Annotated in this window: 8 protein-coding genes; 6 read left to right on the top strand and 2 right to left on the bottom strand. The window is 67.2% G+C overall.

Annotated elements, in window-relative coordinates:
- Positions 1-541 precede the first annotated feature (541 nt).
- The 6 genes from ACXJLH_RS06990 to ACXJLH_RS06965 all read left to right on the top strand — a co-directional run bounded on the left by ACXJLH_RS06990 (position 542) and on the right by ACXJLH_RS06965 (position 10,184).
- Positions 542-2,197, top strand: coding sequence for an MFS transporter (locus ACXJLH_RS06990; RefSeq protein ID WP_457443130.1), 1,656 nt, complete (start codon positions 542-544; stop codon positions 2,195-2,197).
- Positions 2,194-4,920: an exo-rhamnogalacturonan lyase family protein gene (locus ACXJLH_RS06985; RefSeq protein WP_457443128.1), complete on the top strand. Its 2,727-nt coding sequence runs from the start codon at positions 2,194-2,196 to the stop codon at positions 4,918-4,920. Before ACXJLH_RS06990 ends, ACXJLH_RS06985 begins: the two co-directional genes overlap by 4 nt.
- A gap of 79 nt (positions 4,921-4,999) precedes the next feature.
- Complete coding sequence (locus ACXJLH_RS06980; protein ID WP_457443125.1) at positions 5,000-6,220, top strand: rhamnogalacturonan acetylesterase; 1,221 nt, start codon at positions 5,000-5,002, stop codon at positions 6,218-6,220.
- Positions 6,221-6,225: 5 nt separating this feature from the next.
- The gene (locus tag ACXJLH_RS06975) at positions 6,226-7,470 is read left to right on the top strand and encodes a serine hydrolase domain-containing protein (RefSeq protein ID WP_457443124.1); all 1,245 of its coding nucleotides are present in this window, start codon (positions 6,226-6,228) and stop codon (positions 7,468-7,470) included.
- Between the two features lie 213 nt (positions 7,471-7,683).
- Positions 7,684-9,510, top strand: a complete 1,827-nt coding sequence (locus ACXJLH_RS06970; protein WP_457443122.1) for a rhamnogalacturonan lyase B N-terminal domain-containing protein — start codon at positions 7,684-7,686, stop codon at positions 9,508-9,510.
- Between the two features lie 11 nt (positions 9,511-9,521).
- A complete protein-coding gene (locus ACXJLH_RS06965; protein WP_457443120.1) occupies positions 9,522-10,184 on the top strand; it encodes a PEP-CTERM sorting domain-containing protein in 663 nt (220 codons plus the stop codon).
- Between the two features lie 70 nt (positions 10,185-10,254).
- On the opposite strand, the gene ACXJLH_RS06960 is transcribed toward ACXJLH_RS06965, so the two are convergent.
- Both ACXJLH_RS06960 and ACXJLH_RS06955 read right to left on the bottom strand, forming a co-directional pair.
- Positions 10,255-11,649 (bottom strand): FGGY-family carbohydrate kinase, encoded by a 1,395-nt coding sequence (locus ACXJLH_RS06960; RefSeq protein ID WP_457443119.1) that lies wholly within the window; start codon positions 11,647-11,649, stop codon positions 10,255-10,257.
- Complete coding sequence (locus ACXJLH_RS06955; protein WP_457389055.1) at positions 11,646-12,527, bottom strand: DeoR/GlpR family DNA-binding transcription regulator; 882 nt, start codon at positions 12,525-12,527, stop codon at positions 11,646-11,648. Before ACXJLH_RS06955 ends, ACXJLH_RS06960 begins: the two co-directional genes overlap by 4 nt.
- Positions 12,528-12,945 lie beyond the last annotated feature (418 nt).

Genomic DNA, 12,945 nt, shown 5'->3' with positions numbered 1-12,945 from the left:
AAAGTAGGCAAAAAGCTCTCCCCTGCGAAACCGCCCCTGCGGGGTCCCCTGCGATGCTCGAAGCCCGAGGCTCGCGCAGAACTCACTTCGCTACGCTGCGTTCAGACAACTGCGCTAAGTCAGTTGTCGAAGCGTGCTTCGCACGCGCCTCGGGCTTCTGCGCTTCTCGGCGGTTTAGAAGGGGAGGCTCCGAACAGCCCCAACAGCCAAACCCGAAATCCGGGTGGTGGATGTATTTCTGTCTGCCCCCTTTTAGCCCCGCCGAGGAACGGAAGACCCGAAGCCCGTTCGCGCAGCGAACCTCAAGAACTGACTCGCGACGCCTGTTTGAGCAGAGCGTAGCGACGCGAGTTCGGCGCGGGGCTTCGGGGCTGAGTACCGCAGGGGACCCGCAGCGAAGCGTAGGGCGGGGCGGTCAGGGGGGAGCTCTTTGGTTACTTTCTGGCGGCCCAGAAAGTGACTCGCCTGCGGGGGCGAAATCCCCGCACCACTCGCAGCAGAAAACAAGAGCAGCTGAGACAAGCGCTCAAAGAGCACAGACATGACAACCCGAAACCTCCACCCAGCCGCCAAAGAACCCACCTGGATCAACTACTGGGGTTGGGGCAGCGGCGACATGCTGGGCGCCGGCGCCCAGGCCGTCATCACCGGCTGGCTGTTCTATTTCTTCACCACCTTCTGCGGCCTCAGCGCCGTCGACGCGGGACTGATCCTCGGCCTCCCGAGACTGCTCGAAGCCATCACCTGCCCCCTCATCGGCTACGTCTCCGACAACCTGCGCCACACCTGGGTGGGCCGCAAGATCGGCCGGCGCAAGCTCTTCCTGCTGGTCACCATCCCGCTGCTGCCCAGCTTCGCGCTGATCTTCCGCACCGGGCACACGTTCACCTACTACCTGCTTGCCTTCATCTTCTTCGAGCTGCTGTACACGATGTTTCTCATCCCCTGGGAAACGCTGGCGGCCGAGATGACCAAGGACTACAAGCGCAAGGCCAAGTTCGCCGGCGCCCGCATGATCGTCGCGCAGAGCTCGGCCATCCTGGCCTCCTACCTGCCCACGCTGCTGATCAGCCAGTTCGGCGGCAAGGACTCGCCCGACACCTTCTTCTGGATGGCAGCCATCTTTGGCTGCATCTTCTCGGTCGTCGTGACGATCGTCGTGTTGACGACGTGGGAGCGCCCCTACGGCACGCGCGAGCAGGCGGTCATGTCGCAGACCTATGGCGGCGTGACGCTGAAGGCCGCACTGGCCCTGCCGGTCAAGATGTTCGGCGACCTGTTCTCGACGCTGAAGATCCGCGCCTTCCGCCAGCACCTGTCCATCTACCTGGGCGGCTACCTGTCGCAGGACATCTTCAACACCGCCTTCCCCATCTTCGTGGCGACGGTGCTGATGGGCGCGACCCTCGTCATCTCGCAGCTGATGACGGTCATGTACGTGGCCCAGCTCATCTCGGTGATGGTGGCCATCCAGATCGTCATCCGCACCGGGCCCGTGCTGGCCTACCGCCTCGCTATCTCGCTGTTCGGCGCGGCGCTGTTGCTGTACCTGGGATTTTTCCTGGCCCGGCCAGAGGGTTTCGATGCCGGCTTCAAGGCGCTGGGCACCAACCTCTTCACCGCGCTGAACCCGGCAAGCGGCAGCCTCAGCCTGGTGTTCTGGATCTTCGTGCCGATCGTGCTGGCCGGCCTGGGCCGCGGCACGCTGAACTTCGTGCCCTGGTCGGTCTACAACTACCTGCCCGACATCGACGAGGCCGTCACCGGCCAACGCCGCGAGGGCATCTTTGCCGGCGTGATGACGTTGGTGCGCAAGATGGCCCAGAGCGCGGCCATCATCGCCAGCGGCTGGATCATCGACCTGGGCGGATATATCTCGCCCAAGAGCCGCCCCGGCGAGGTCATCGTGCAAAGCCCCGAGGCCATCCAGACCATCACCGCGCTGATGGTCGGCGGGCCGCTGCTGATGATGGTATTCGGCCTGATCGCCTCCTGGTCCTTCCGCCTCAACGCCAGCACGCATGCCGTCCTCGTCAACGAGGTCGAGCGCCTGCGCAGCGGTGCGACCGAAGCCGAGACCGATGACAGCCGCCGCATCGTCGAAGACCTGACCGGCTGGCCTTACGACCGCCTGTGGGGCCGCGGCAGCGGCCACGCCGCCGACTCCTCGCTGCAACCTCTGCAAGCCCGCCCATGACCGACTTCAGCCGCCGCAACTTCTTCAAGACCGCGTCCCTGCCTCTGGGTCTGACCGGCTTGGCCACCACCGCCGGTGCTGCATCGGCGCCCGCACCGACCGTCGCCACGTCGGACGACCTGCTCGGCTTGCGCTGGCTGGATGGCACCGCCCCCGCGCTGGCGCTCGGCGCCACGTTGGGTCTGCCCTGGCCGCGCGGCCAGCACAGGAAGGATCAGGCCTTCCACGCGCTGGACGCGCAGGGCAAGCCACTGGCCTTGCAGACCTGGCCGCTGGCCTGGTGGCCCGATGGCTCGCTGAAGTGGACGGCGCATGCGCTGCCAGCCGGCGTCGATGCCGGTGCCCAGCCCAGCATCCGCCCGGGCAAGGGTGCTGCCGCCGCAGGTGCCACCGTGAAGGTGCGCGAGGAGGCTGACTTCATCGAGGTCGACAACGGCGTCATCCGCTGCAGGCTGCCACGCCAGGGCGCCAAGCTCATCCAGGGCATCGAGCGCGACGGCCGCGAGGTGCTGGGTTCCTGCACCCTCATCGCCCAGACCGACGACAAGCCCGATGCCGAGCAGGGCGCCGTCACGCAGACCGCCTTCCAGAGCCGCATCGCAAAACTGACCGTCGAGCAGACCGGCCCGGTGCGCGCCGTCATCAAGGTCGACGGCCAACACCGCAGCGCCGCCGGCCGCGAATGGCTGCCCTTCTCGGTGCGCTTCTATTTCTACGCCGGCGCCGAATCGCTGCGCGTCATGCACACCTTCGTCTTCGATGGCGACGATCAGAAGGACTTCCTGCGCGGTATCGGCCTGCGCTTCGACGTGCCGCTGCGCGACGCCCTCTACGACCGTCATGTGCGCTTTGCCGGCGAATCCGGTGGCCTGTGGGCCGAGGGCGTGCGCAACCTGACCGGCCTGCGCCGCGACCCGGGTGCGGCCGTGCGCGAGGCCCAGCTCGCCGGCCGCGCCACGCCGCCGGTGGCGCAATGGGGCACGCAGGTGCGTCAGCTGCAACATCGCATCCCCGCCTGGGGCGACTACTCCTTAAGCCAGCTCAGTGCCGATGGCTTCCAGATCAAGAAGCGCACCAAGGCCGGCCATGGCTGGATCCCGGCCGCCTTTGGCAAGCGGGCGCCGGGCAGCGGCTATATCGGCGGCGCCACCGGCGGCGTGGCCTTCGGCCTGCGCGACTTCTGGCAGCGCCACCCGACGCAGCTGGACATCCGCAATGCCCACACCGACGCCGCGCAGGTGACGCTGTGGATGCACTCGCCCGAGGCGCCGGCCATGGACCTGCGCTTCTATCACGATGGCTTGGGGCAGGAGACCCACGAGCAGGAGCTCGAAGGCCTGGAGATGACCTACGAGGACTACGAGAAGGGCTTCGGCACGCCGGTGGGCATCGCGCGCAGCAGCGAGATCACGCTGTGGGCGCTGGCCGCCACGCCGACCCGCGAGCGCCTGGTGCAGATGGCCGCCGCAGTGCAGGCACCGCCGCAGCTCGCCGCATCACCGCAGCGTTATCTGGCGGCCGGCGTCTTCGGCAAGCTGTGGAGCCTGCCCGACCGCAGCACGCCCACGCGGCAGAAGATCGAGGACAAGCTCGACTTCCTGTTCGGCTTCTATGCCAAGGAGGTCGAGCAGCGCCATTGGTACGGTTTCTGGGACTACGGCGACATCCGCCACACCTACGACAGTGATCGCCACGAGTGGCGCTACGACGTCGGCGGCTTTGCCTGGGACAACTCCGAGCTCTCGCCTGACCTGTGGCTCTGGTACGCCTGGCTGCGCAGCGGCCGCGCCGATATCTTTCGCTTTGCCGAGGCCATGGTGCGCCACACCAGCGAGGTCGACATCTATCACGCCGGCCGCTTCCAGGGCCTGGGCACGCGGCACAACGTGCAGCACTGGGGCTGCAGCGCCAAGCAGGCGCGCATCTCGACGGCGGCCTACCGCCGCTTCTACTACTACCTGACGGCCGACGAACGCATCGGCGACGTCATGCGCGAGGTGCTCAGCGCCGACAGCAACATGGATGAGGTCGACCCCGTGCGCAAGATCGCCGGCCGCGTGGACAAGGGCCCCTGGCCGGCGCGCATCGGCTTTGGCACGGATTGGGGATCGGTCGTCGCGAATGTGCTGACCGAGTGGGAGCGCACCGGCGACGTGCGCTGGCGCAACAAGCTGCTGCGCGGAATGAAGGGCATCGCGGCCATGCCGCACGGCTTTTTCACCGGCAGTGGCGGCTATGAGCCCACGGGGCCGAACGAAGGCGCCTTCCACAACGTCAGCGGCGACAAGCTCAGCGCCAGCCACCTGAGCGCCGTCTTTGGTGCTGTGGAGATGATGGCCGAACTGGTGGAGCTGATCGATGAGCCCGAGTTCAAGCAGGCCTGGCTGCAGTATTGCGAGCTCTACAACGCGCCGCGCGACCAGCAGGTCAAGGCGCTGGGCGCACCGCACGGCGGCGGCACTGTGCTGAGCGTGGGGCATTCGCGCCTGTCCGCCTATGCGGCAAAACAGAAGCAGGACAAGGCGCTGGCCCAGCGCGCCTGGCGCGAGTTCCTGGCCGACGATCCGCGCGGCCACAAGACGCTGAAGACCACGCGCATCGCCGGCCCGCTGGCGCTGAACCCCGTGGACGAGGCGCCCTGGATCAGCACCAATGACGCCGCGCAGTGGGGACTGGCCGCCATCCAGAACCTGGCCCTGATCGGCGACCAGCTCACTGACTGACATGACCACATCGATGAACACAGCCACAGAGACACAGAGGCACAGAGGAAATCTGCCCTTTCTCTCCATGCTCTTCTCTGTGTCTCTGTGCCTCAGTGGCTGTGTTTCCCAGCCACGCGCGGCCGAACCGCTCAGCTTCGACTTCACCACGACGCCCGCGCCCACCTACAGCCGTGACCGCGGCGCCGGCTTCGAGCCCGGCGCCGCGCTCAATGCCGCCGGCCAGCCGAGCTTCTTCACGGTGGACGTGYCCGCGGAAGGCAACTACCGCGTCACCGCGACGCTCGGCGCCGCCGCCGCCAGCAACACGACCATCAAAGCCGAGCTGCGTCGGCTGATGCTGGACAGCGTGGGGGTGGCTGCCGGTGCAACTGAAACGCGCAGCTTCATCGTCAACGTGCGAACGGCCCGCATCGCCGCCGTGCCGGGTGTGGAAGCAGGCGTCGTCAAGCTCAAGGAACCGCGCGAAAGCAAGGATGAGATCTGGGCCTGGGACCAGCGCCTGACGCTGGAGATCAACGGCAGCCAGCCGGCGCTGCGCAGTCTCGTCATTGAGCCCGTCAAGGTGCCCACCGTCTTCCTGCTGGGCGACTCCACGGTGGCCGACCAGGCCCGCGAGCCCTACAGCAGCTGGGGCCAGATGCTGACGGCCCTGTTCAAGCCCACCGTGGCCGTGGCCAACCATGCGCAGTCGGGAGAGACCTTCCGCGACTCGCTGGCGCGGCGGCGCATCGACAAGATCCTGTCGCAGCTGCAACCCGGCGACACGGTGCTGCTGCAGTTCGGCCACAACGACCAGAAGCAGCAGAAGGACGGCAGCGGCAACGCCCAGACCTACAAGGCCGAGCTGCGCACCCACGCCGAGCGCATCCTGGCGCGAGGCGGCGTGCCGGTCGTCGTGTCGTCGATGGAGAGGCGCAACTTCGACCCCGAGGGAAAGCTCAGGCCCAGCCTGACCGAGTACGCCGACGCGGCGCGCGCGGTCGCGCAGGACATGAAGCTGGCCTTCATCGACCTCAACGCGATGAGCCAGCAGTTCTACGCGGCCCTCGGCCCCGAGCGCTCCCAGGCCGCCCATCCGATGAACAACGGCAAGCTCGACAACACCCACCACAACAACTACGGCGCCATGCAGTTGGCGCGTTTGGTGGCCCTGGGTTTGAAGGAAGCCCGCGTGCCGGTGGCCGCACAGCTGCGCGATGATCTTGGCGTTATTGACCCCGCCAGGCCGCTGCCGCCGGAGCAGTTCCACGTTGCAGCGAGCCCGGGCTTCACCCAGCAACGCCCCCTGGGCGATTGAGCCGAATGAGAACCATCCTTGCCGCCCTGGCGCTGGCCTGCGCCGCGCTGGCCCACGCCCCAGCGACCTCGGCCGCACCGCCCAAGGCCGCTGCGGTCACCGCACAAGGCTTCTCGCCGGAACGCCTGCAGCGGCTCGACGCAGCCATCGAGGAGCAGATCGGCAAACAGCAGCTCGCCGGCGGCGTGATGGCCGTGCTGCGCGATGGCAAGCCGGTCGTCTTCAAGGCCTATGGCCAGCGCGACATCGAGAACGCCAGGCCGATGCGCACGGACACGATCTTCCGCATCGCCTCCATGACCAAGGCGCTGACGACCGTGGCGGCCATGATCCTTTACGAGGAAGGCCGCTTCCTGCTGAAGGACCCGGTGGCGCGCTACCTGCCGGCCTTCGCCAACCTGCAGGTCGCCTTGGCCCAAGGCGGCACCGAGAAGCCGCGCCGCGCGTTGACCATCCACGATCTGCTGACGCACACGGCCGGCATGAGCTACGGCAGCGGCCCGGCCCAGGCGGCCTACAGCGCTGCTGGCATGAAGGACTGGTACCTCGTCGGCAACGACGAGACGTTGGCGCAGTGGACCGACCGCTTCGCCGCGCTGCCGCTGCAGAGCCAGCCGGGTGAGCAGTTCATCTACGGCTACGCCACCGACGTGCTGGGCCGCCTCGTCGAGGTCGTTTCCGGCCAGCCGCTGGACCGCTTCATCAAGGAGCGCATCACCGACCCGCTGCGCATGCCGGATACGAGCTTCTTCCTGCCACCGGAGAAGGTTGAGCGCCTGGCCAATGTCTACGGGCTGGAAGGCGGCCAGCTCAAGCTGATGGAAACGTCTGCGAAGAGCGACTTCGTCAATGGCCCGCGCAAGCTGCTGTCGGGCGGCGCCGGCATGCTCTCCACCGCGGGCGACTACACGCGTTTCCTGCAGATGCTGCTGAACCAGGGCGAGCTGGATGGCGTGCGCATCCTCGCACCCCACACCGTGGCGCTGATGACGGCCGACCATCTCGGTTCCAAATCCGGCGGCGACGCCGATGGCTTCGGGCTGGGCTTCTGGGTCAACGTGAAACGCGGCGGCTTCAAGGAACTGGGCAGCGAAGGCGCCTTCGGTTGGGGCAGCGCCTATTTCCCGCAGTACACGGTGGACCCGAAGGAGCGCCTCGTCATCCTCTTCATGACGCAGCTGCGGCCCGCGGGAAATTCGACGCTGCATCTGCGCGTGCGCACGCTGACCTACCAGGCGCTGATGAAGTGAGTTGACGCGCTTTGACACCGTGCGCGATGTCGCAACGGTTATCGCAAACGCAGTGGTAGCGCTCCTCTGAGCGAAGCTTCGAAGACGCGAGAGCGGCGCTGTTCAAACGCTCAACGGGTTGAGTACACGCGGAGTCAGGCGCTGCCTACATTCCGCTCCGGTTTGCGGCCAAGTCCACAGACCGTGAACAACGACACGAAACCAGGAGACTCCATGAACACCACAAGCACGCGCCCGCCCTGGGTGCGCTGGCTGGCCGCAGGCCTGCTCGCCGCGGCGGCACCGGCCGCGATGGCCGCCTTCAGCATCACCACCGTCCACGACAACAACAACGCGGCGCGGCCGCAGTACGTCATCGACACCGATGGCGGCCTGGTGTTCAAGGTGCGTGGCTGGGACAGCAGCAGCACCACGGCCATCGGCGACTTGTCCAGCATGGTCTACAAGGGCGTGGAGTACGCCGACCCCGCCCGCGGCACACAGCTCAACTCCGGGGCCGACTGGCTCTACAACGGCGTAAGCGCCGTGGGCCTGAAGGTGGAGGCCGTCAGCGCCAACGGCACGGTGACGCCGGCTTCCAGCAGCAACGGCGGCGTGGTCAACGCGAGCGACTACATCCGCGTCACCCTCACCAGCACCAGCACCAAGGGCGGCGTGCTGACGCACTACTACGTGGTGAAGAAGGGCGAGTCCAACATCCACATGGGCACGCACTTCACCGAAGAGCCGGACGTACACGGCCTGGTGCGCTTCATCGCCCGCATCCCCATCGCCAAGCTGCCCAACGGCGGCCCGGTCAACGCGGCCGGCGGCCTGCGCACCTACAACGGCGAGAGCTTCTGGGCCGAGGACCTGCGCGGCACCAGCGGCGCCATCGAGGCCAGCGACGTGTTCGGCTTCCCGGCCACCGATGCGCGATACGGCCAGTCGCGCTCCAAGCACTACGCCAACCGCCGGCTGAAGGACTGGGAGTTCGTCGGCGGCTCCGGCCCTGGCGCGGGCATCTGGTTCTGGCGAGACAACAACGAAGGCGGCTCCGGCGGTCCCTTCTACCGCAGCTTGCTGCAGCAGATCACCGACACGACCAACGAGCTGACCTACATCGTCAATTACGGCGAGGCCCAGACGGAAGCCTTCCGCATGGGTGTACTGAACACCTACACGATGATCTTCAACGACGGCACGGCCCCCACGGCCCGCCCCGACACCAGCTGGTACGGCAACGTGGGCCTGCTGGGCTACGTGCCTCCGGTGGGCCGAGGCTCGGTCAGCGGCGCCGGCCTCACGGGCCGCATCGCCGGCCTGCCCTACACGGTGGGCTTCGCCAACGCGCAGGCACAGTACTGGGCCGACGCCGACCCCGTCGACGGCCACTTCACGGCCACGGGCATGCTGCCGGGCGTCTACACGATGACGGTCTACAAGGGCGAGCTGGCCGTGCAGACCGGCTCGGTGACGGTGACCGCCAATGCCACGTACGCGCTGAACCCGGTGGCCATCACGGCCGACCCCGAGGCCACGCCGGCGCTGTGGCGCATCGGCCACTGGGACGGCACGCCGCAGGAGTTCATCAACGGCGACAAGCTGACCTTCATGCACCCGTCCGACGTGCGCATGGCGTCGTGGAATGTCAGTCCCTTCGTCATCGGCCAATCCAATGCCGCAACGCAATGGCCGGCCTATCAATGGAAGGACGTCAACAACGGCCTGCAGGTGCGCTTCACGCTCAAGCGCGGCCAGAACACCGTGCCGCTGCGGCTGCGCCTCGGCACCACGGCCGACTTCGCCGGCGCCCGCCCACAGGTCACGGTCAACAGCTGGACGTCGGCCATTCCCGCCGCACCGCCCAAGGTGTCGCGCAACCTCACCGTGGGCACCTACCGCGGCTTCAACCGCACCTACAGCTTCGACATCCCCGCCGCGCAGCTGGTCGTCGGCACCAACGTGCTGACCATCAACACCGTCAGCGGCACCGCCGGTGCCGCCTTCCTGAGCCCGGCGCTGTCCTTCGATGCCATCGATCTGATTGCCGCGCAATGAACGCTCTTCCCATGAAAACCATCACCCTCCTCGCCTCTGCCTTGCTGGCAGCCCACGTCAGCGCCGCCGTCGTGCAGACCACCGGCGCCGGCAGCGCCACGCCGAGCGCAGCGCACCTGACCTCCGCTGCCGACTTCGAGGCCAACGTCAACCTCGACAGCCCCTGGTCAGAAGGCGGCCTGCTGTTCAGCCACACGGGCTTTGCCAATGACAACGGCGGCTGCGGCTATGCCGGTGGCAACTGCGTGGACCTGGGCGCCGGCGAGACCTACAGCCAGTCCTTCGCGGGCAACTACTTCGCCACCGCAGGCATGAACGCCTACCTGTCCATCCGCAGCGCGGCACGCGACCTCAACGGCATCGAGTTCGCCGTCGATTCGGGCTACGCCAGCATCTACCTGATGTGGCAGACCTGGCTGGACGGCGTGCAGACCGGCAATGGCCGCGTGTCCCTGGGCGCGGCGGGCATTGGCGGCGTACTCGGGCTGAGTGACGCCGTCGGCTTTGACGAAGTGCGGGTCTATGCCTTCGACAGCGCGACCGACACGAGCGGCTACAGCGTGCCGGCCATCGACAGCGTGCGCGCCTTCACTCTTCCCGAGCCGGGCTCGCTGGCCCTGGCCTCGCTGGCCGGGCTGGGTGTGGCCGGCATCAGGCGCCGCCGACGCGGCTGACGCCACCGCGACCCCAAGTCAAAGGGCCGGCCTCGCGGGAGGCCGGCCCTTCTTCTTCGTGGCTTGCAGATCAGTGCGCGCCGGTGCTTGTGCGCCAGGCGTCGCGGTAGGCCCGCCATCCCGGCAGGTTCAATGCGGCCACCGACGCGGCTGCCGCCTCGGGCGCGCTGCCCCAGGCGTCCAGCAGCCAGGCGCCGCAGGTCGTGCCACTGCTGTCGTCCGACACGGTCACGTCGCGGCCTTCGGCCAGGCCGGCCAGCAGCGGGCCGAACCAGCGGTTGGCCGTGAATGCGCCTTCGACGACGACACGGCCGGTGGTGCCCAGGGCGGCCAGGCAATGGTCGGCCATCAGCACGACGTAGAGCGTGGCCAGCGCGGCCTGTTCGGCGGGCGTCTGGGGTGCTGGGCCGGTGACACGGCCGGGCTGGCCCGCGAACGGCCCGCCGGTTTCGGCAAAGCAGGGCAAGGCCAGGGTGCGCTGTGCAATGAGTCGCTGCAGTTCGTCCAGACCGAAGCTGGCCGGTTGCGCACCGGCAATGGCACCGAATTCGCGCCCACCCATGAAACGGATACAGGGCACTGCGTCGCCAAAGACATCGCAGTTGGCCAGCATGTCCTGGGCCTCGACGAGAGGCCTGGTTGCCGAGCCCAGGGCCGCCGCGATGACCCAGGTGCCGGTGGACAGCACCGTGCAGGGGCCGCTCTGCTGCAGGGTCAGCAGATGGCGCAGCAGCGAGGCATTGCTGTCGTGGATGCCGCAGACGATCTCGCAGTCGCCGGGCAGGCCGATGTCCGCGGCCAGCTCGGGCCGCAGCTTGCCCAAGCGCGACCAGGCATCGCGGCGCGGCGGGAACAGCTTCTCCCAGCCCAGGCGCTCGACCAGGCTGGACCAGCGGCCCACCCGGGGACGCCACAGGTCGGTATGGCAACCCAAGGAAGTGACCTCGCTCGCAGCCACCCCGCACAGCCGCCAGGCCCAGTACTGCGGGTACATCAGCACATGCCGGGTGCGAGCGAACTCCGCGGGGAATCTCGCCTGCAGCCAGTCCAGTTGGCGGCCGAGGTTGAGGCCGGCCGGCAGCCGCGGCGAACCGCTCTCGTCGAACGGCGGCCGCAGCGTGTCATAGCGAGCGGCATCGACGGCGTCGCCCGGCACATGCTCATAGTCAGGCACCGGCAGCACCAGGCCCGCATCGTCGATCAACGCCGCTGTCGCCCCATGCGTGACCGGCACGATGGCTCGGATCTGGGCCAGCGTCGACAACTCGCGCAGTTGACCCAGCAGCCAGCCCCACAGCCTCTCGGTGTCGTGGTGCGGATAGGGCTCGTCTCGCCGCACGGTATTGGGCGTGCGCGCTTCGGCCAGCGTCTTGCCAGCCGCGTCGATGAGGGTCAGCTTGGCGTTGGTCTTGCCGATGTCGAGGACGACGGTGCCTGAAACGAGATCGCCGGCCGCAGGGCTCAAGACACCAGCCCCGCATGCCGGTGGTAGGAGCCCGACTCCAGCACGGCCGCATAGTCATGCGAGCTCAGCGCCGAAGCCTCCACCACGCGAGGGTCCACGGCTTCAGGCTCCACGGTGATGACGCGCACGCCGTAGTGCTCCAGCAGTTGCACGGCACTGTCGGACGCGCCGGTGTCGGTAATGACGGTGGACACGCGGTTCAAGCCGCACAGCACCAGGCCCGCCTTGCGCTGGAACTTGGAGCTGTCCACCAGCACGATCAGCTCCTCCGCCTGGCTGATGAGGCGCTTCTCCGCCTGGATCAGCAGCGGGTCGGCCTCCATCAGGCCCAGGATGGACAGCCCGTAGACGCCCATGAACATCTTGGCCGCGTAGTGGTGCTGGGCCACGTCGTTCTCGAACGGGCTGAGGATGACGTTCTGCTCGCGGTAAACCTTGCCGCCGGGCAGGATGATCTCGTTGTCGCTGGTGACGAGCAGGCGCTCGGCCATCAGGAAGGAGTTGGTGAGAATCTTCAGCCGCTTCTCGACGAGAAACTCCGCCATCATGAAGGTGGTGGTACCGCCATTGATGATGATGGTTTCTCCGTCATTGCACATCGAGGTGGCATAACGCGCGATGGCGCGCTTGGCGGCGGTATGTTGCTGGGCATTGTTTTGAAAAGTCTCGCTAGACAGCGTGTATGACTTTTTCTTTTGCTCCAGCCTCTGCGCCCCGCCCCGCGTACGCGTCAGCTGGTTTTTTGCGGCCAGCCAGGAAATATCCCGCCGCACCGTCGCGGCTGAGGCCGACAACCAGTCCATCAATTGCTGAACGCTGGCGTGCTCGCGTTCGTCCAGCAGTTTGAGCAGACGCTTGTGACGCTTGTGATTGATCATGGGGATCACCTTTATCGGGCGCCTGGAGAATCGGTGGCGACCGTTGTCTCGTATTTATGGCGCCCAGCCTCTGGAGGGCAGGCGTCGCTTGGCTTGGCGGCCCGGCTGAGGCCGGTTCCTTGATCGCAGCCGGTGAGCGTAGGCGCCGGCTGCAACAGCCCAATCCACTCACGCTCAGAAGCAATCAAAGCCTGGGTGAAACGCTGTTCCAAGTGCAGATTACGTCAGCTGCGTGACAAGGTCAATCAGCAAACGCTCACGGCCATGAGCGTTTCGTGAGCGGAGGTGCCGCGGCCGATGCATTCGCTCATCCTTTTGATTTACTGCGCCGGCGCCGACCGTGGCGCGCTGTTTCGGCCCACACTGCGCTCCGCTAATCCCGCGAATGGCGGGCTCCGGGTCGCAGGCTGCGCTCACG

This window comes from Roseateles sp. P5_E4 (assembly GCF_054049255.1).
The sequence above is the reverse complement of the archived record's forward strand: the minus strand, read 5'-3'. Positions and strand labels throughout refer to the sequence as shown.

What these genes read in the sequence shown, in the direction of transcription:
- ACXJLH_RS06955 (WP_457389055.1), bottom strand. Translation starts at nt 12,527, where the DNA reads ATGATCAATCACAAGCGTCACAAGCGTCTGCTCAAACTGCTGGACGAA.
- ACXJLH_RS06975 (WP_457443124.1), top strand. Translation starts at nt 6,226, where the DNA reads ATGAGAACCATCCTTGCCGCCCTGGCGCTGGCCTGCGCCGCGCTGGCC.
- ACXJLH_RS06990 (WP_457443130.1), top strand. Translation starts at nt 542, where the DNA reads ATGACAACCCGAAACCTCCACCCAGCCGCCAAAGAACCCACCTGGATC.
- ACXJLH_RS06965 (WP_457443120.1), top strand. Translation starts at nt 9,522, where the DNA reads ATGAAAACCATCACCCTCCTCGCCTCTGCCTTGCTGGCAGCCCACGTC.
- ACXJLH_RS06985 (WP_457443128.1), top strand. Translation starts at nt 2,194, where the DNA reads ATGACCGACTTCAGCCGCCGCAACTTCTTCAAGACCGCGTCCCTGCCT.
- ACXJLH_RS06970 (WP_457443122.1), top strand. Translation starts at nt 7,684, where the DNA reads ATGAACACCACAAGCACGCGCCCGCCCTGGGTGCGCTGGCTGGCCGCA.